Genomic DNA, 18,351 nt, shown 5'->3' with positions numbered 1-18,351 from the left:
CCGAGTGGTGGGGCGAGAGCGTTTTGGTTACTTTTGCGCTCTATCAAAAGTGACTCGCTGTAAGAGCGAAACCGATACAAGCCATAACCAAAATACCGGATATGCACCCAACCTGAAGAACACCCCGAACCAGCCCGATGCGCGACAGCGCTACAGCGCAGCAAAAATGCAGTGGGGCCTCCCACAGTTTTAACCGCATTTCAGCCTTTAAGGGCGTTTACGCTCTACCGCTCGCAACAAATGCGTCGACGGCGTTTCACAGCTGATCTTGCGCCCCAGCAGCGTCTCGATAGACGGCAACTGATACGAGTCATCCTCACCCGCAAAGCTGATCGACACACCCGCAGCGCCTGCACGGCCGGTACGGCCGATGCGGTGCACGTAGTCATCTGGCACTTCCGGCAGGGTGAAGTTGATCACGTGGCTGATGCCGTCGATGTGAATACCACGGCCAGCCACGTCGGTGGCAACCAGCACGCGAATCTTGCCTTCGCGAAAGCCTTCCAGCGTCTTGATGCGTTTGTGCTGCGGCACGTCGCCGGACAACTGCGCGGCGTTGACGCCATCACGCACCAGGCGTTCTTCAATGCGGCGCACTTCGTCCTTGCGGTTGGCAAAGACCATCACGCGTTCCCAACCGTTGTCGGTGATCAGGTTGTAGAGCAGCTTGTACTTGTCGGCACCGGCCACCGCGTAGATGTGCTGTTCGACGTTTTCGCTGGCGACGTTCAGCGCTTCGATCTCGACGATGGACGGGTCGGTGGTCCATTGCTTGGCAAGGTTCATCACGTCTTCGGTAAAGGTCGCGGAGAACAGCAGCGTCTGGCGCTCGTCTTTCGGCGGGGTCTGGCGAATGATCTGACGCACTTGCGGGATGAAACCCATGTCGAGCATGCGGTCGGCTTCGTCCAGCACCATCACTTCGACCATGTCCAGGTGCACGTCGCCACGCTGATTGAAGTCGAGCAGGCGGCCAGGCGTTGCCACCAGGATGTCGCAATGGCGGGCTTCAAGGTGCTTGAGCTGCTTGTCGAAGTCCATGCCGCCGACGAACGTCATAACGTTGAGGCCGGTGTACTTGGTCAGGTCGGCGGCGTCCTTGGCGATCTGCACCACCAGCTCGCGGGTCGGGGCGATGATCAACGCGCGCGGCTCACCCATGTAGCGTTCTTTGGGCGGCGGGGTTTGCAGCAGTTGGGTGATGATCGAGATCAGGAACGCGGCGGTCTTGCCGGTGCCGGTTTGGGCACGGCCGATGGCGTCTTTGCCTGCCAGAGTAAAGCCCAGCACTTGCGCCTGAATCGGCGTGCAGTACGGGAAGCCGAGGTCCTGGATGGCGTGCATCAGTTCCGGGGCCAGTTTGAAATCGTGGAAGCGGGTTTTGCCTTCCAGCGGCTCGACGGCGAAATCTTCGAGCTTCCACGCGGCCACGGGCGGTTTTGGTGCAGGCTCGCGACGCGGTGCCTTTGGCTGGGGAACAGGCGCGGGCTGCGCCGGTTTTGCCTGTTCAGGCGCTGTCACCGGTGGTTTTTTCGGCGAGGCGGCACGCGCGGTCCGGTCGGGCTGATGACCGTCATTGCGGTTGCCGGGCATTGGGACAGGAGCACTGGGAACAGGCGCGAGCGGCTCAGCCTCGCTTTTGCCGAACATTTTCTTGAGTGCTTTGAGCACGGTGATCTCATTGTTTGGTTAAGGAATGTACGCCGGCCAGTGTAATGCAAGAATCGGGCGCGGCGTAGTGCGTTGGTCACACGGCTACATAATGTATGGATTTCAGCCCAGGCGAGTGGTCAACCACGCACCGATGTCGTGTATCTCTTGAGGTAACACTTCGTGGCCCATTGGGTATTCCTGCCATGTCACGGTGACACCACGGGTCTTCAAATGCTCATAGGCGCTGCGGCCCATGGCGTTCTGTACCACGTCGTCGTGCTGGCCGTGCAGGCACAGGGCCGGAATGCGCTGCTGGCTGGCGGACAACTCCAGTTCGTCGTCGAAGGTTGGGGCGTAGGTGGAGAGGGCAATTACGCCACCGAGTGCGCCTTGCCATTTGATAAACGCGGTGTGGAACACCACGGCGCCGCCTTGTGAAAAGCCCGCCAGAAAAATCCGCGAGGCGTCTATTCCGCTGCTTTTTTGTTCTTTGATCAAGTCCGTGAGCATTTTTGCCGACACGTCCAGCTCTTCCAGGCTGATCGAGCGGGCCGGGCTCATGGCCTTGATGTCGTACCAGCTGGGCATCTCGTAACCGCCATTAATGGTCACCGGGCGGTTCGGCGCCTGGGGCAATACAAAGCGGGTGGTCAGTAGGGTGTCCTGCAACGCTTCAGCCACTGGCATAAAGTCGTAGCGATCGGCACCCAGGCCATGCAACCAGATTACGCAGGCGTCTGCGGGCTTGGCGGGCTGAAGAATCAAGGGTTCGGTCATGTCTGCTCCATAAATGTGCGTGCGCTCCGATTGGGTGCGTCGGAACAGTGCGCGAGGGGTTGATCTGTTAAGAGAATGTCGCAAGGTTGTATGTTTTGCTATTGACCATGGGCTGAAACGGCTCAGCCAGCACTCTGGTACGGGGCTTGCTATGTGTAGGTCGATGTCAGAACTATCTGATGACGGTAACACTATCAGTGACTGCCGTTTATGGGATAGCCACTGTAATTACTGCGACGACTTCATGCCGCTTGACCCTAAAAAAAGCCAACACGGGTCGATACCGCCTCATAAGGGTGCGCTGGAGTTCGAGCTTCGACACAACAAGAGCAAATTGGAGGTTTGAATGAAGGTATTGAAATCCACCCTGGCCATCGTTACTGCGGCCGCCGTACTGGGTGTCAGTGGTTTTGCCCAAGCTGGCGCCACCCTGGACGCCGTGCAGAAGAAAGGCTTTGTGCAATGTGGCGTGAGTGACGGCCTGCCGGGTTTCTCGGTACCGGATGCCAGCGGCAAGATCCTCGGGATCGATGCTGACGTTTGCCGTGCCGTAGCTGCCGCCGTATTCGGTGACGCGACCAAGGTAAAATTCAGCCAGTTGAACGCCAAGGAGCGTTTCACCGCGCTTCAGTCCGGCGAAGTCGACATCCTGTCGCGTAACACCACCATGACCAGCTCTCGCGATGCGGGCATGGGCCTGAAATTCCCGGGCTTCATCACTTATTACGACGGCATCGGCTTCCTGGTTAACAACAAGCTGGGCGTCAAAAGTGCCAAGGAACTGGACGGTGCAACCATCTGCATCCAGGCCGGTACCACCACTGAGCTGAACGTTTCCGACTACTTCCGTGGCAACAACCTGAAGTACACCCCGATCACGTTCGACACCTCCGATGAAAGCGCCAAGTCGCTGGAATCCGGTCGTTGCGACGTGCTGACCTCCGACAAGTCCCAACTGTTCGCCCAGCGCAGCAAGCTGGCCTCGCCGAAGGACTACGTGGTTCTGCCGGAAACCATTTCCAAAGAACCATTGGGCCCGGTCGTGCGTAACGGCGACGACGAGTGGCTGGCCATCGTGCGCTGGGTTGGCTACGCCATGCTCAACGCTGAAGAAGCCGGTATCACCTCGAAAAACGTTGAAGCTGAAGCCAAGGCCACCAAGAACCCGGACGTTGCTCGTCTGCTCGGTGCTGACGGCGAATACGGCAAAGACTTGAAAGTGAAAAAAGATTGGGTTGTACAGATCGTCAAGCAAGTCGGTAACTACGGTGAAGTGTTCGAGCGCAACCTGGGCAAGAACACCCCGCTGGAAATCGACCGTGGCCTGAACGCACTGTGGAACAACGGCGGCATCCAATACGCACCACCTGTGCGCTGATCGCTGATGGTTCTATCACCCGGTGGGCCAACCACCGGGTGATGTTCTGTTCCATTATTTCCGGGGCACTTCATGCAAAAACAAATCGGCGCACCAAAGCAGAAGCTCAGCTTCAGCGATCCCAAAGTGCGTGCGTGGCTCTTCCAGATCATCACCATTGTGGCGGTGATCTCGCTGGGCTGGTACCTCTTCGACAACACCCAGACCAACCTTCAACACCGGGGCATTACCTCGGGTTTCGACTTTCTTGAACGCAGTGCCGGGTTTGGCATCGCGCAGCATTTGATCGACTACACCGAATCGGACAGCTACGCCCGGGTCTTTCTGATCGGGCTGCTCAACACCTTGCTGGTGACGGTGATCGGCGTCGTCCTGGCGACGCTTCTCGGGTTCATCATTGGTGTGGCGCGCCTGTCGCCGAACTGGATGATCAACAAGCTGGCGACCGTGTATGTGGAAGTTTTCCGCAACATTCCGCCCTTGCTGCAAATCCTGTTCTGGTACTTCGCCGTGTTCCTGACCATGCCGGGGCCGCGCAACAGCCATAACTTCGGCGACACCTTCTTTGTCAGCAGCCGCGGCCTGAACATGCCGGCAGCGCTTGCCGCTGACGGGTTTTGGCCGTTTGTGGTCAGCGTGGTGGTAGCGATTATCGCGATTGTGCTGATGACCCGCTGGGCCAATAAACGCTTTGAAGCGACGGGCGTACCGTTCCACAAATTCTGGGCGGGGCTTGCGCTGCTGGTGGTCATCCCGGCGCTGTGCGCGTTGATTTTCGGCGCGCCGCTGCACTGGGAAATGCCCAGGCTTGCGGGCTTCAACTTCGTCGGCGGCTGGGTACTGATCCCTGAACTGTTGGCCTTGACACTGGCGCTTACCGTTTACACGGCAGCGTTTATTGCCGAGATCGTGCGGTCGGGCATCAAGTCTGTCAGCCACGGCCAAACCGAAGCGGCGCGCTCCCTCGGCTTGCGCCCTGGGCCAACGCTGCGCAAGGTGATCATCCCGCAAGCGCTGCGGGTGATCATTCCGCCGCTGACCAGCCAATACCTCAACCTGGCGAAAAACTCGTCGTTGGCCGCCGGTATCGGTTACCCGGAAATGGTTTCGCTGTTTGCCGGCACGGTGCTCAACCAGACCGGCCAGGCCATCGAAGTCATTGCCATCACCATGAGCGTGTACCTGGCGATCAGCATCAGCATTTCCCTGCTGATGAACTGGTACAACAAGCGCATTGCGCTGATCGAGCGGTGAGGAAACGCCCATGAGTACGCATACTTTCAAACCTGACATGCCGCCGCCGAACAAAGTCTTCGGGCCGGTGGCATGGATGCGCGCCAACCTGTTTTCGAGTTGGCTCAATACCCTGCTGACATTGCTGGCGTTCTACCTGATCTACCTGGTGGTGCCGCCGATTTTGCATTGGGCGATTCTGGACGCTAACTGGGTCGGCACCACGCGCGCAGACTGCACCAAAGAGGGCGCCTGCTGGGTGTTTATCCAACAGCGCTTCGGGCAGTTCATGTACGGCTACTACCCCGGCGACTTGCGCTGGCGCGTGGACCTGACCGTGTGGCTGGCGATTATTGGCGTGGCGCCGTTGTTCATCTCGCGTTTTCAACGCAAGGCGATCTACGGCCTGAGCTTTCTGGTGCTGTACCCGATCATCGCGTTCTTCCTGCTGCATGGCGGGGTTTTCGGCCTGACCAACGTGGCCACCAGCCAATGGGGCGGCTTGATGCTGACCCTGGTGATCGCCACGGTCGGCATCGCCGGCGCCTTGCCACTGGGCATCGTCCTGGCGTTGGGGCGGCGTTCGAACATGCCGGCGATTCGTGTGGTCTGCGTGACCTTCATCGAATTCTGGCGCGGCGTACCGTTGATCACCGTGCTGTTCATGTCTTCGGTGATGCTGCCGCTGTTCCTGCCGGAAGGCATGGGCATCGACAAGCTGCTGCGGGCGTTGATCGGCGTGATCCTGTTCCAGTCGGCTTACGTGGCCGAAGTGGTGCGCGGTGGCTTGCAAGCGATTCCCAAGGGTCAGTACGAAGCGGCCGCAGCGATGGGCCTGGGTTACTGGCGCAGCATGGGCCTGGTGATTCTGCCGCAAGCACTGAAGATGGTGATTCCGGGCATCGTCAACACGTTTATTGCGCTGTTCAAGGACACCAGCCTGGTGATCATCATCGGCCTGTTCGACCTGCTCAACAGCGTCAAACAAGCCGCCGCCGACCCGAAATGGTTGGGCATGGCCACTGAAGGCTACGTGTTCGCCGCCCTGGTGTTCTGGATTTTCTGTTTTGGTATGTCGCGCTATTCCATTCATTTGGAACACAAGCTCGACACAGGCCACAAGCGTTAGGAGTTGATGTTATGAGCGAAGCGATCAAACAGCCTGTGAGCCCTGAAGGCATTATCCAGATGCAGGGCGTCAACAAGTGGTACGGCCAGTTCCACGTGTTGAAAGACATCAACCTCAACGTCAAGCAGGGCGAGCGTATCGTGCTGTGCGGCCCGTCGGGTTCGGGCAAGTCCACCACCATCCGCTGCCTCAACCGTTTGGAGGAGCACCAGCAGGGCCGCATCGTGGTCGATGGCGTGGAGCTGACCAACGACCTCAAGCAGATCGAAGCGATCCGCCGTGAAGTCGGCATGGTGTTCCAGCACTTCAACCTGTTCCCGCACCTGACCATCCTGCAGAACTGCACGCTGGCGCCGATGTGGGTGCGCAAGATGCCCAAGCGCAAGGCCGAAGAAATCGCCATGCACTACCTGGAGCGCGTGCGCATTCCAGAGCAGGCGCACAAGTTTCCGGGGCAACTGTCCGGCGGTCAGCAACAGCGTGTGGCCATCGCTCGTGCCTTGTGCATGAAGCCGAAAATCATGCTGTTCGATGAACCGACCTCGGCGCTCGACCCGGAAATGGTCAAGGAAGTACTCGACACCATGATCGGCCTGGCCGAAGACGGCATGACCATGTTGTGCGTGACCCACGAAATGGGCTTCGCCCGCACCGTGGCCAACCGCGTGATCTTCATGGACAAGGGCGAGATCGTCGAACAGGCAGCGCCGAATGACTTCTTCGACAACCCGCAGAATGATCGGACCAAGCTGTTCTTGAGCCAGATTCTGCATTGATCGATGAGTGATGCTTGAACATAAACCCGGCCTCGTGCCGGGTTTATTTTTGCCTGTTGTTTTTCAGGCGGACGCTTGAGTTGCCAGCGGTTGAGCGTCTTTTGCAATGAGCAGTTGCTTGAGGTCTTCGCCGGCCTTGAGGGCTTCTATCTCGGCCAGCAGGTGCGGGTGTTTATCCAGTAGGCGCATCAGTGTGAGCAGCGGCTCTGGCGGGAAGATCTCGGCCCTTTCATAGCGCGAGAATGCATTGTGCCCACGGCCGATCAACAGCCTCACAGCTTGCTTTTGCGTCAACTGCAATTTTCGGCGGATGCGCTTCATTTCGGCGGCGATGATGTGCCTGGCATCAATCAATAACTGGTCACTGGCAGCGGAGTAACGTTCTGCGCTGTCGTCGTCGTAATCGAATTCTATTTCTTTGCAGACCTGGCATTCCCAGCCCGCGATGTCTGGAATATCGCGGGTCATGCCGCGTGTGTTGATCGTGAAGGTACGCCCCACGAAATGCTGCATTGCATCATCAGACCCGCAGCTCGCGCATTGTTGGGTTTTCATCAGGTGTTCTCCTTGAAGGAGATTACGGGAGGCCCACCGCCTGGGCGGTAAGTGACTTTGATGTAAATCTCCATAGCGTAAATTTTGATCACATAGACGTCCTGCCACAGCCGGTGGTCCGAGTAGGTCGTCATTGACTTGTACAACATTCGGTTCTCAAGGGCGCAGACCACGAATCGCATTTGGCCGAGGCTCAATTCAAGTTGTCGCGCCCCCTCACGCGCGCTCGCTGTAAATGCTCTTATGCCCAGCCTTGTGACATCCGCCTTGATCACCGCCAAGTCGTAGTGAGGTGTGTACTTTTCCATAAGACATCTGAGCTCCATGATTACCCTCTAAGGGTAATTTTACTAATCGAAAATTCAGTTCCTTTCCTTGCCTAACAACCCTAGTGCGTTGCCTTTGTAGGCAAGTCCGAATAGGCTGTGGGAAAATTCATCCCATGATTGGACGAAAGTGCGAAACCCATGACAGACATCGCCCCGCTGATCAAACGCTCGCTGGTCGATCAGGCCCTGGAGCAATTGCGCCAGCGCATCGCCCAAGGCGCATGGGCCATCGGCGAGCGCCTGCCCACCGAGCCCGAGCTGTGCGCCGAGCTGGGCATCAGCCGCAACACCGTGCGTGAGGCCATGCGCGTATTGGCGTTTTGCGGGTTGATCGAAATCCGCCAGGGCGACGGCAGTTACCTGCGTTCGATGAGCGACCCGCTGGGGGCGATGCGTGCGTTATCGCATTGCACCCTCGAACAGGCGCAAGAGACGCGGCAGATGCTAGAAGCGGAGGCCATCGGGCTCGCCGCCGTGCGCCGTACCGAGGCAGATTTGTACGGTTTGCGCGCGGCATTGCACACCAGCGCGGCGCTGTATCACGGTGAGCTGGAGGCCTATATCAGCGCCGACCTGGTGTTCCACCAACGCTTGGTGGACGCGGCGCACAACCCCGCGTTGAGCGAGCTGTACCGGTATTTTTGCGCCATCGTCGCCGCGCAACTGCGCCAGACGCTGAGTATCTCGCCACGTCGCCAGGCGGTTTTTGACCTGCACATCGCCCTGCTCGATGCGGTGGAACAGCAAGACCCGCAGCGCGCCAAATCCCTCTGCCGGCAGTTGATCAATGAACCGTGAAGCCAAACACAGCCCTGAACTGCAAGCACTGCTGATCGACGCCGAAGCTGACGACGATGTGGTGCAGCACACCGCGCCGGTCGTCACGCGGCCCTGGCTGTTGCTGCTCGGCCTGATCCTGGTGGCGATGAACCTGCGTCCGGCGTTGTCGAGCATGGCGCCGCTGCTGGCCGAGGTTTCGAGTAGCCTGGGGTTGTCAGCGGCCAAAGCTGGCTTGCTGACCACGTTGCCGGTGCTTTGCTTGGGGTTGTTTGCGCCAATGGCGCCGATCCTGGCCCGACGCTTCGGTGCCGAGCGGGTGGTACTGGGGATTCTGATGACGTTGGCTGGCGGGATTATCCTGCGCAGTTCGTTCGGAGAGGTCGGCCTGTTCGCCGGCAGCCTGATCGCCGGTGCGAGCATCGGCATCATCGGCGTATTGCTGCCGGGTATCGTCAAGCGCGACTTTGCCAAACAGGCCGGCACCTTGACCGGCGTGTACACCATGGCGCTGTGCCTGGGCGCCGCGTTGGCTGCAGGCTCCACGGTGCCGCTGAGCAAATATTTCGGCGACAGCTGGAACATCGGCCTGGGCTTCTGGATTCTGCCGGCGCTGGTGGCGGCGCTGTTCTGGTTGCCGCAAGTTGGGCAAAAGCACGGCGCGCATCAGGTCGCTTATCGCGTGAAGGGCTTGCTGCGCGACCCGCTGGCGTGGCAAGTCACGCTGTACATGGGGCTGCAATCGTCGCTAGCCTATATCGTGTTTGGCTGGTTGCCGTCGATTCTGATCGGTCGCGGCCTTAGCGCGACTCAGGCCGGGTGGGTGCTCTCGGGTTCGGTAATGGTGCAACTGCTCAGTTCACTGGCCGCACCGTGGCTGGCCACCCGTGGCAAAGACCAGCGCCTGGCCATCGTGGTGGTGATGCTGTTGACCCTGGGCGGTTTGTTCGGCTGCTTGTATGCGCCCATTGATGGGCTGTGGGGCTGGGCGATTGTGTTGGGCTTGGGGCAGGGCGGCACGTTCAGCCTGGCGCTGACCTTGATCGTGCTGCGCTCGCGCGATGCCCATGTGGCCGCCAATTTGTCGGGCATGGCGCAGGGCATCGGCTACACGCTGGCCTCACTTGGGCCGCTTGCGGTTGGGCTGGTGCATGACTGGACCGGCGGTTGGGCGGCTGTCGGCTGGGTGTTTGCAGTGCTTGGCGCGGGGGCTTTGCTCGCCGGCCTGGGCGCCGGTCGCGCACGCTACGTGCAGGTCACCTGCGAGAAGCGCTGAGGTCACAGATACACCACCTCCAGGGTCGCGAAGCCGTCCAGGCGTGTTTCGCTGCTCAGGTCGAGGTTTTGTTTGGCATTGATCACCGTATCGATTTTGATCGTGCTGCTCAGGTGCTTGATGGCCACCGGGCCTTGCGTACTGCCTTCGGTGTCGGTGAAGCCCAGATAGCTGTTGGCGCCTATGTCGATTGCGTTGCGGTTGGCGCTACGCCAGGCGACGCCGCCGGTGGTGGACTCGGTGCCGTACACGGTCGGCATCGCGTCGGCCACGGTGCGTGCCGGGTCAAAACTCACGGAATACACGCCGAGCCGATTGCCGCTATTGTCGAACCCCAGCCCGTAGTAAATCTCGCTGTTGACCGACGCCGAGCCCTCGCGGTTGTCGTGCATGCGCAGCGCGAAGCGGCGTGGGCCGTTGCAACCCAGCTCGATTTGCAGGTGCTTGGCCGGCAAGCGCGTGTTCTTGTCCTGGTTCAGGTCTTGCCGGGAAATCTTGCCGTAGTCGATCACGCCGCCACTGGAAAGCAATGGCGTGCAAGCGGCGGGGATGATCAGGCCCTTGACGGCCAGGTCGGCGCTGGAGGCGGCGAAGGCGGGTTGCGCGCCCGCCAGGCAAAACAGGGTTAAAACGGCAATACAGTGGATGTTCATGCTGTTGTTCCTCGCGAAACGCTTACTGATAAAAAATTTCGAGGGTGCCGGCACCGTCGATGCTCACCACATCGCTCAAGTCCAGTTCCTGAGTGGGGGCCAGGTAGGTCCTGATACGCACCGTGCCGGCCAGGTTCTGAATCGCCACCGGGCCGGTGGTAATGCCAATGCTGTCGGTAAAGCCCAGGTAGCTGTTGGCGGCCATGGCGATCTGTCGGCCGCTGGCACTGCTCCAGGCCGCGCCGTTGCTGGTGGAGTCGGTGCGATAAAGCTGCGCCACGGTGTCGGCGGTAAAATCCGCCGGGTCGATAGTCAGGTAGTAGCGCCCGATTTTGTTGCGGCTGGCATCCAGGTTCAGGCCGTAGGCCGTGCCGTCAATGCCGCCGGTGGCCGTGCCGTCGCGGTTGTCGTGCATCACCAGGGCAAAGCGCGCCGGGGCGTCGCAGTTGATGGAAAACAGCAGGCTCTTGGCGGCCAGCGAGGTTTCGCTCGTGGCGTTCAGGCTTTTGGCCGACAGCGTGCCGTAATCGACAATGCCGCCGCTGGACAACTGCGGCGTACACGCCACGGGCACGAAACGCGCGCGCAGGCTCAGTTGGCGGTAACGCTCGGCGCGGCGGGCTTCGAACTGCCCGGAGACGTCCCAGGTAGTCGCTTCCCTGACGTGGGTGGCGGCAATGTCGGCCCAGGCCTTGACCAAAAGCTGTACGGAAAAATGCTTGCCGCTGAGCACGGCGCCGTTTTGCACTGGCGCAATTGCATGCTCAGGGCGCCAATTGAGTGTCGCTGCGCTGGCCGCAGGCGCTTGGCCGACGCCTGGCAGCAAGCCTAATTCCACCGGTTTACCGTCGAGGATGGCATCACTGACCTGGATCTCGTAGCTGCCGTGGTCGGTAAAGCGAAACCGTTGCGCGTTTGCCGCCAGCGCTGTGTAAAACAGGCTCGGGTCCAGCGCTTGAGGGCAAGACAGGCTCAGGCTCACGCGGCGCTCGCCGAGCAAGCGCTGCGCATCGCTGTCGTGTTGCGCGAGGCGGTTCATCTGGCCGAAATCCAGCAGCGCTTCACTCAGGTTCAATTGGCACTCGTCCAGCGCCAGCGCGTTGCCGGCCAGGCCGAGCGTCAGCACGCCGGCACTCAACAGCTGTCGCGCGGTAAGGGTGTAGAGCATGGCAGTGGTCCTCAAGGTTGATGGCAACGGGCTGGCGCGGTTTCGAAATACACCTCGGGGTTGCCCTTTGCCGGCAGCTCAAACTGCAGGCGGCATGCAGGCATGCCAGGCGCTTTGATCCACAGCGGCGGTTGGTCAATGACGTTGGGTAGAAACACTTGGCCGGCCTCCTGCACCACGGTGACAAAATCACCCTCGGCGGTGCTGACCGTGGCGCCGCGTGGCAACGATGTGCCCTGGTCGGTGGTGACGCTGAGCAATACCCGGCGGGTCATGGCCACGCCGAAATCGATGCGGTCGACTGCGCCGCGACCGGCCGTGACGATGGCCAGGCCATTGTTGATGTCGGCATTGCGCGGCAGTGAGCGGGTTTGCACTTCGACCGGGCTGCGGCCATAGGCATTCACCTGCGGCACCACGGCCTGGCCTTGCCAGTCGGTCCATACCGGGCCGCTTGGGGTGCTGACCTGGACGCCGCTCATGTCGCCCACCGAGAGCACGGCGAAGGTGTCACGCACCGGGTAGGGCGAGAGTGTGACCCCGCCGCCATGCACCACCACCGCACCGCGTGCGCCACCTTGATAGCTTGAGCGTTCGGCGTCGGAACGGCTGTAACTGAAGTCGAGCTGGCTGTAGCGCGGCAAGGCCGAGATGCCCACTGTGGTTTCCACCTGTTGATCGCGAGAATCGTGCTCGGCGCTGACGCGGTAACTGAATTGATCGTTGACCTGCTCGTTCAGCCCCACGCCGCTGCGCTGTTCGCCGCCCGAATTGCGCACCCAACTGCGTGCCCGGCGGTTTTCGCCCAGCGGCATACTGATATTCAGGTACACCGCGTTGTCTTGCTGTTGACGACCGCCCATTTGCCATTCGGCGCTGGCCGACAGCGACACGCCAGCGACGCTGGTGCCCCAGGATGCCAGGGCGCGGCTGCTGCTTTCGCCGGCAAAGGTGCTGGAGCGCGAAACGCCGCTGCTGAACGCGCCCAGCCAAGGGTGCGACCAACTCAGGTTGAGGCTTTGCTGATCGCGGTAACGTGAGCTGCGCGGCGCGGTTGTGTCGGTCTCGTAGGTGCTCTCTTCCAGCTCGCGGTAGCCCGGCGTACGCCAGGAGTTTGCCGCGCTGAACGCCCATTGCTCACTCAACTGTTGCGACCAGGCGAGGTCGGTCTGCAGGCCGCGAGCCTTGTCCCGCGCAGAGGCGTCCGAGAGCTGGCTCGACAACTGGATCTGCGTGTCCAGCCCCGGCAGCCAGCCGACACTCAGGCCGGTGGAACGGTAGTCACTCGCCGCCAGGATACCGCTGCCCACAATCACCTGAGGGTGCACCGCGCCGCTCCAACCTGCGCTGACCACCCACGGGTCGCTGCCTTGCGCATTGCCGATCGAGCGCACACGCCCGGCGGCTACCGAGTAGCCCGGCGCGGGCAGGCCCAGGCCGAGCATGGCGGCGGGCACGCTGAAGCGGCGTTCGTCGCCGCTGCTTTCCTTGACCGTCACTTCAACGTCGGAGCGAGTGTTCAGGCGCCGCACGTTAGTCAGCGAAAACGGCCCGGCCGGGACCACCGCGGAATGAATCAGCGCGCCGTTCTGCCGCACCTCGACCTGCGCCGGGCTGTTGGCGATACCGTCGATGGTTGCGCCTTGGCCCTGGTCTTGAAGCGCCTGTTCGGTCAGCACTTGCACGCCGGTTATCTGCGCGCCGGACAACACCGGGTTGTACAGGTTGATCTGCCCGGCCTGCAGCACCGCCTGTTGGCTGGCGAAGGTGCGTTGGGCATAGGCTTCCAGGTGGGTGCTGCGCGACAGGCCGTCCTGCCAGGTCTGCACCTGGCGGCTGCGCACGATCCAGTCGCCGGCATTAAAACCCACTTCGGTGTTGGCCGAGCCGAACCGGCTGGCGTCGTCACCGTACTGGTTAACAAACCCGGAGAGGTCGTAGTTCAGCAGCCCGGCGAAACCGCCGGTGTCGTACCCGGAAATATCCTGGCGTATCGGGCGCAAGGCCTCGGTCGGCACCACCAGCGACACCGACAGTGTGGCCGGGTCGGGTTCAACCAGGCTTTGTGGAAAACGCTGCACAAAGCCATCACAACCGCTGGCGTCAGCAGGGGCCATCAGGTCGGCGGCATCCAGCAGGGCCTGGTCAAAACACAGCGCGCCTTGCGCATCAAAATTCACCTCCAGCCGCCCCCGCCGCTGGCCGTTGACGATCAGGCTGACGGTATGTGGCCCGGGCGCGAAACGCGGTGCTTGCAGCAGTAACCTGGCCAGTTGCGGGTCAATGCCGCGCTGGCGCAGGGTGTGGGTGTCGAAGCTCAGGTTGGGCGGTGTGTCTGCCCGCGTCTCCAGTGGCGACAGGGCACCGGCTAGCAACAGCGCCGGCAAGGCAAAACGAGGAGGCACGGCGAAGCCGTCACGGTCTATGCGTACTGTTTTCACGAAGGGCTCTCAGGCGATAGCGCGCGTGGCTGAATCCTTATCAGCCGGTGCCGCTCGGTAACGGTCGTTTGCCGTCACGTCGTTCCCCGGGCGCCTGGCTATCCTTGAGGCGCCTGTTGCGTCGTCGGGTTATGGGTTAAGGGGCGCGTCGTAGGCCGCCACGGCAAAACCGTACACGGTGGCCGGCTGGAACCTGACGCGCGTGGCGGTGCTGCCTGTGGCCTGCACACTCAAGGTTTCGCCGGGCAGTACATAAGTACGCGGCAACATGGCGGTTGCAGCGCCTGGCAGCAGTTTCAGTTCCTGCGCCAGGCGCACTACATAGGCGGTGTTGTTGCTGACCTGTAATCGGCCGTCACGCAGTGTCCAGTTCAAGTCGGTCCAGGGTTTCGGGTTGCGCGCCAACCCTTTGGGGTGAACGATCAATGGCAGGTTCTGGCGCACGGTTACGCCGACCCGCGCATGCCCGGCTTCGGTGGCGGGCTTGCCCTGCGGCATGCCTTCGAAAATGACTCGCTTGAGCCGTTGGGTGGTCAACGGCTGGGTGGTTTGCAGAATGAACCGCACCAGTTGTGATCTGGAGGCCTCCACCCGCGACAACGGCGGTGTGACCACCAGCAGCGGCTCGCGGTCTTCGGGAATGTCTTCGAGCGTGACGTGCAACAGCGCCAGTTTGCTGTCGGTGTTAGTCACCGAGACGGCGGCTTCACCGTCGGCTTCGTAGACGATCACCACCGAGGTGTCCGGGACCATGCCATCGGCCCTGATCGCAGGGGCGAGCAGTACCAGTGCGCCGAGAACGGCGCTGCTGATCAAGTGTTTCATCGTCATGACGGATGTTTTCCGGTAAGGCGCGGCCAAGCCGACGCCAGGGTCACAGGTAACGCAAATCCAGAACAATGGAGCCGTCCAACGGCACCTCCTGGTTCAGCGTCAGCCCGCGTGAAAGGTTGATGGCCGTGTCGATGCGCAGCTGGGTACTGAACTGCCTGATGAAATCGGGCTGGCGCTCGCCCGGCAATGCAAAACCCATGTATTGCCTGGGGTAGGCATTGGTTTGCGCGACCCATGTTTCGCCGCTGTCGCTGGACCCCAGCGCTTGCATCGGCTGGTTGTCGCCTATCGGGTCGCGGTAGGACAACGACACCGACCCCAAGCGTTCGCCGGGCGCATGCACGTTTGTGCCCAGGCCGTAGAAAAAGTCGGGGGCGAGCGAGGAATCCGCCCGATTGTCGATGCCCACCAGTGCGAACAGCATCGGCCGGCTGCATTGAATGCCCAGATCCAGCACGCGTGTCGGCAACACGGTGAATTCGTCCGGCTTCAGGCTGCCGGCGGCGATCTTGCCGTGGTCAACGGTGCCGCCATCGGACAACACCACGTAACAGGCGTCGGGCGTGATGCTGCCACTGACGGCCAAGTCGACCGCCGAGGCGGCGAACGCCAGTGGGTGGGTGGACACGAGCAATAACAGGGTTGAGACGCGTAAAAACGGGATCATCGAGTGGGCCCACAGGCAGGGTTGGGTTGGGCCTGCTTTACAGTGCCCGCGCCTTTGAATCACGCCAGTGCATGCGCGGCCATGGTTGGGTTACAGGTACATCACTTCGATTGTTGCCGAGCCGTCGATGAGTATTTCGTCATCCAGGCCAAGGCCATCGGCGCGGTTAATAATGGTTTGCACCTCCAGATCAAGTAGCAACTCTTGAGTCGGCAGCGGCTGGGTGTCGTCGTCCATGGCACCGACTGACATGTACAGGCCCGGGTCCATGAATTTTTCCTTGTACCAAGTCACGCCCTGGTCGGGCGAAGCAATCGTCTGCACCGGCACGTTATCGGCTATCGGGTTTCTCAAGGTCACGTTGTAGTGCCCCAGCTTCTGATCGCCATTGATCAGGCCCAAGCCGAAGTCAGTGTTTGAAATGGATGAACCTGCCTGGTTGTCGATTGCCTTGAGAGCAAAGGCAATGGCTGCATCGCAGTTGACGCTCAAGCTCAGCGTGTCGTCGCCGATAATGGTATGGCCGGTCTGGTTCAAGTCGCTGGACGAAATTTTGCCGTGATCAATGATGCCTCCGCTGGACAGGGCGATGTTGCAGGCGCTGGGTGTGATCAGGCCTTTGACCGTCAACTCGGTGGTGGAGGCTGCGAAGGCGAGCGGGGCGCTGAACAGCAAGCTGGTGGCCAGAGGCAGAAGTAGCTTTTTCATGAAAGACATCCTTGGAATTTTCAGCGTGTAAAACCGTATTAGAGGTACTTCACTTGCAAGGTGGCGCTGCCGATCAGTTCCACCTCGTCTTTCACCGTCAGCCCGGCGGCTGGGGCGATGTGGGTATCGAGTTCAAGCTGCGCGGTAAAGTCTCGGACGGCGATGGGCGCGAGCGCGCTGCCTGTGGTCACGGCAGTCAGTATCAGGTGGCTCAACTGCGCCGAGGGCTGCCAAGTGGCACCGCCATCCAGCGAGGTGATGATGAGCGCGGGCACGCCATCGGCCACCGGGTTGGACAGGCGAAAGCCTGAACCACCGAGGTTTTCCCCTTCTGGCGTCATGCCCAGCCCGTGCCAGCTGTCGTGGTTGGAGGAGGTGCCGGCCTGGTTGTCGACGGTGGTCATCGTGAAAACTGTCGGCCCGTCGCACAGCACCCTGAGGTCTAGGGTTTGGCTGGCCAGCAGGGTGTGTTGGTTCTGGTTGAGTTGCTTGGCCGACATTTTTCCGTAGTCCACTACGCCATCTGCTGAAATCGACGGTTTGCAGGCGCTGGGAGTAATTGTGCCGCTGACGCTGAGGTCGGTGTTGCCGGCTGCAAAAGTGAGTGAAGTGCTGGTGATTAACAGGGCGCTACTTAATAGCAGAAGGGGGTTTTTCATTGCAGTAGCTTCCAGTGCACACAGGCGCGGTGAGTCACGTGCCGCAGCAGCGCCTGTTCATCAAAGTGTCGACGGATGCGTCACGGCCATTTATCCAGTGACCGTGTAAAGAGGGTAAGTACCTTGCCCTCGCGGTGGACATTAATTTAGCCAGGAGCGGGTACCGATGACATGCAACTATTACGAGAATGTTTTGGGTAATGGAAAGACGTTCATGATCACCGCAGAAATACTTAACTGCGAGGTGTAGTGAGTGCTCAGTTTCGTAGTAGTTGTATCGCCAGCGCACTATTCAAAACGATATATTATCTTTGCGATGACGGTTCTTTGAGTGTCATAAACATCCTGCGCAGTGCTCCCCACTTAACTGTCGCGTCAATGCTCTTAACCCAGGCCAACCCAAGTTGCCCGGGCATTGGGCGTTGAATCAACGACAGCATTGAGGAGGTGAGCGAGCGTGTGTTCCAGCGATGTCGCTTCGCAGCAAGACCCTTTCCGGTTCTGCCCCCCGGATCATTGGCGGCATAGCCTGATATTGGTGGCCGATGACCACTCGGTCTATCGGCTGTTGATTGGCGAGTTTCTAAACAAACTTGGGCTGGGCCGCGAATTGGTCGGTGATGGTCGTGAAGGGCTGTTGGCCTTTTCCCGAAGGCGCTTCGACCTGGTGATCAGTGACTGCCATATGCCGCTGATGGATGGTTTTGTCATGGCCCGTGAAATCCGCCTTCTAGAGCACCAGCGCGGCCTGCGGCGGGTTCCGCTCATTGCACTGACTGCTAACCCGCGGCACGACGACGCCCAGCGCTGTCGTGATGCCGGGTTTGATGCCTGGTTGCTCAAACCGCTGACGTTTGCGCGGTTGTGCGAGGTGCTGCTGCACTGGCTGCCAGGCACCCCCGGCGACCCTGCGTCACAGGCCCCGCAGCGATCAACCCGTTGGCCGAATCGGGCGGACATGGTCCAGACCTTCGGCAGTGAAAGCGTGGTTGAACAGATGCTCGACAGCTTGTTGCGCGAAGCGCTCATGGACACTGCGGCGCTGGCCCACGCGCGCCTGACGTTGAATGCCGAGCTCACGGCCGAGCGGCTGCATCGGCTGCTCGGCAGCCTGGCTTTTTTGGGCTGCGACGCGTTGGGCGCGCGAGGCGGCTGGTTGGTTGAGCACGTGCGTGCGCATGGCGTGGCGAAAAATAGCGTACAGCTGGAAGTATTTGAGAATGATCTTAAAATTTACCTCGCCTACTTGAATAAGCTGTGACGCTTAATTAAGCGACTTGTATTGTAGGATTTTGTACTTTAGTGCTGTAGTTTTTGGATGTAGGCGTATTCTTTTTA

The 18,351-nt window shown here is 60.5% G+C and carries 19 protein-coding genes; 8 read left to right on the top strand and 11 right to left on the bottom strand.

Features of this window, described 5'->3' with window-relative positions; translation table 11 throughout:
• A partial coding sequence (locus AO240_RS28745; protein WP_218244388.1) for a hypothetical protein occupies nucleotides 1–193 on the top strand: 193 nt, incomplete at its 5' end.
• Between the two features lie 14 nt (nucleotides 194–207).
• Here the strand turns inward: AO240_RS28745 and rhlB are convergent.
• Entirely contained in the window at nucleotides 208–1,677 is a 1,470-nt protein-coding gene (gene rhlB / locus AO240_RS15645) for an ATP-dependent RNA helicase RhlB (protein ID WP_099237236.1), read from the bottom strand.
• A 96-nt stretch (nucleotides 1,678–1,773) separates the two neighbouring features.
• Nucleotides 1,774–2,430, bottom strand: coding sequence for an alpha/beta hydrolase (locus AO240_RS15640; RefSeq protein ID WP_099237235.1), 657 nt, complete (start codon nucleotides 2,428–2,430; stop codon nucleotides 1,774–1,776).
• A 346-nt stretch (nucleotides 2,431–2,776) separates the two neighbouring features.
• Here AO240_RS15640 and AO240_RS15635 point away from each other — a divergent pair, with 346 nt between their 5' ends.
• The 4 genes from AO240_RS15635 (at nucleotide 2,777) to AO240_RS15620 (ending at nucleotide 6,946) form a co-directional block, all read left to right on the top strand.
• Nucleotides 2,777–3,808 (top strand): amino acid ABC transporter substrate-binding protein, encoded by a 1,032-nt coding sequence (locus AO240_RS15635; RefSeq protein ID WP_099237234.1) that lies wholly within the window; start codon nucleotides 2,777–2,779, stop codon nucleotides 3,806–3,808.
• A 72-nt stretch (nucleotides 3,809–3,880) separates the two neighbouring features.
• The gene (locus AO240_RS15630; RefSeq protein WP_099237233.1) at nucleotides 3,881–5,062 is read left to right on the top strand and encodes an amino acid ABC transporter permease; all 1,182 of its coding nucleotides are present in this window, start codon (nucleotides 3,881–3,883) and stop codon (nucleotides 5,060–5,062) included.
• A gap of 10 nt (nucleotides 5,063–5,072) precedes the next feature.
• Nucleotides 5,073–6,170, top strand: coding sequence for an amino acid ABC transporter permease (locus AO240_RS15625; RefSeq protein ID WP_099237232.1), 1,098 nt, complete (start codon nucleotides 5,073–5,075; stop codon nucleotides 6,168–6,170).
• 11 nt (nucleotides 6,171–6,181) lie between these two features.
• On the top strand, nucleotides 6,182–6,946 hold the full coding sequence (locus AO240_RS15620) for an amino acid ABC transporter ATP-binding protein (protein ID WP_003171943.1): 765 nt from the start codon (nucleotides 6,182–6,184) through the stop codon (nucleotides 6,944–6,946).
• Nucleotides 6,947–7,009: 63 nt separating this feature from the next.
• Here the strand turns inward: AO240_RS15620 and AO240_RS15615 are convergent, their stop codons facing one another.
• Together AO240_RS15615 and AO240_RS15610 are read right to left on the bottom strand one after the other, a co-directional pair.
• Nucleotides 7,010–7,501 (bottom strand): type II toxin-antitoxin system MqsA family antitoxin, encoded by a 492-nt coding sequence (locus AO240_RS15615; protein WP_099237231.1) that lies wholly within the window; start codon nucleotides 7,499–7,501, stop codon nucleotides 7,010–7,012.
• Nucleotides 7,501–7,809: a type II toxin-antitoxin system MqsR family toxin gene (locus AO240_RS15610; protein WP_099237230.1), complete on the bottom strand. Its 309-nt coding sequence runs from the start codon at nucleotides 7,807–7,809 to the stop codon at nucleotides 7,501–7,503. Before AO240_RS15610 ends, AO240_RS15615 begins: the two co-directional genes overlap by 1 nt.
• Nucleotides 7,810–7,968: 159 nt before the next feature.
• Here AO240_RS15610 and AO240_RS15605 point away from each other — a divergent pair, with 159 nt between their 5' ends.
• Together AO240_RS15605 and AO240_RS15600 are read left to right on the top strand one after the other, a co-directional pair.
• The gene (locus tag AO240_RS15605) at nucleotides 7,969–8,628 is read left to right on the top strand and encodes a FadR/GntR family transcriptional regulator (protein WP_099237229.1); all 660 of its coding nucleotides are present in this window, start codon (nucleotides 7,969–7,971) and stop codon (nucleotides 8,626–8,628) included.
• Nucleotides 8,618–9,883 (top strand): CynX/NimT family MFS transporter, encoded by a 1,266-nt coding sequence (locus AO240_RS15600; protein ID WP_099237228.1) that lies wholly within the window; start codon nucleotides 8,618–8,620, stop codon nucleotides 9,881–9,883. Before AO240_RS15605 ends, AO240_RS15600 begins: the two co-directional genes overlap by 11 nt.
• A gap of 2 nt (nucleotides 9,884–9,885) precedes the next feature.
• Here AO240_RS15600 and AO240_RS15595 read toward each other — a convergent pair whose 3' ends face one another.
• The 7 genes from AO240_RS15595 to AO240_RS15565 all read right to left on the bottom strand — a co-directional run bounded on the left by AO240_RS15595 (nucleotide 9,886) and on the right by AO240_RS15565 (nucleotide 17,013).
• Nucleotides 9,886–10,536, bottom strand: a complete 651-nt coding sequence (locus AO240_RS15595; protein ID WP_099237227.1) for a DUF1120 domain-containing protein — start codon at nucleotides 10,534–10,536, stop codon at nucleotides 9,886–9,888.
• A gap of 22 nt (nucleotides 10,537–10,558) precedes the next feature.
• Nucleotides 10,559–11,704 carry a DUF1120 domain-containing protein gene (locus tag AO240_RS15590; protein ID WP_099237226.1) on the bottom strand — a complete coding sequence of 382 codons (1,146 nt, stop codon included), beginning with the start codon at nucleotides 11,702–11,704 and terminating at the stop codon, nucleotides 10,559–10,561.
• 11 nt (nucleotides 11,705–11,715) lie between these two features.
• Nucleotides 11,716–14,145 carry a fimbria/pilus outer membrane usher protein gene (locus tag AO240_RS15585; protein WP_099237225.1) on the bottom strand — a complete coding sequence of 810 codons (2,430 nt, stop codon included), beginning with the start codon at nucleotides 14,143–14,145 and terminating at the stop codon, nucleotides 11,716–11,718.
• A gap of 129 nt (nucleotides 14,146–14,274) precedes the next feature.
• The gene (locus AO240_RS15580; protein ID WP_256585965.1) at nucleotides 14,275–14,970 is read right to left on the bottom strand and encodes a fimbria/pilus chaperone family protein; all 696 of its coding nucleotides are present in this window, start codon (nucleotides 14,968–14,970) and stop codon (nucleotides 14,275–14,277) included.
• A 49-nt stretch (nucleotides 14,971–15,019) separates the two neighbouring features.
• Nucleotides 15,020–15,646 (bottom strand): DUF1120 domain-containing protein, encoded by a 627-nt coding sequence (locus tag AO240_RS15575; protein ID WP_099237223.1) that lies wholly within the window; start codon nucleotides 15,644–15,646, stop codon nucleotides 15,020–15,022.
• A gap of 90 nt (nucleotides 15,647–15,736) precedes the next feature.
• Complete coding sequence (locus AO240_RS15570; protein WP_099237222.1) at nucleotides 15,737–16,354, bottom strand: DUF1120 domain-containing protein; 618 nt, start codon at nucleotides 16,352–16,354, stop codon at nucleotides 15,737–15,739.
• Nucleotides 16,355–16,392: 38 nt separating this feature from the next.
• Nucleotides 16,393–17,013 (bottom strand): DUF1120 domain-containing protein, encoded by a 621-nt coding sequence (locus AO240_RS15565; RefSeq protein ID WP_099237221.1) that lies wholly within the window; start codon nucleotides 17,011–17,013, stop codon nucleotides 16,393–16,395.
• A 457-nt stretch (nucleotides 17,014–17,470) separates the two neighbouring features.
• On the opposite strand from AO240_RS15565, the gene AO240_RS15560 reads away from it, so the two are divergent.
• Nucleotides 17,471–18,274, top strand: coding sequence for a response regulator (locus AO240_RS15560; protein ID WP_256585963.1), 804 nt, complete (start codon nucleotides 17,471–17,473; stop codon nucleotides 18,272–18,274).
• Nucleotides 18,275–18,351: the final 77 nt, after the last annotated feature.

It is taken from the genome of Pseudomonas sp. ICMP 460 (assembly GCF_002723595.1).
Lineage (GTDB): Bacteria > Pseudomonadota > Gammaproteobacteria > Pseudomonadales > Pseudomonadaceae > Aquipseudomonas > Aquipseudomonas kitaguniensis.
Note: the sequence above shows the minus strand (reverse complement) of the source record. Positions and strands in the feature narration are given on the sequence as shown.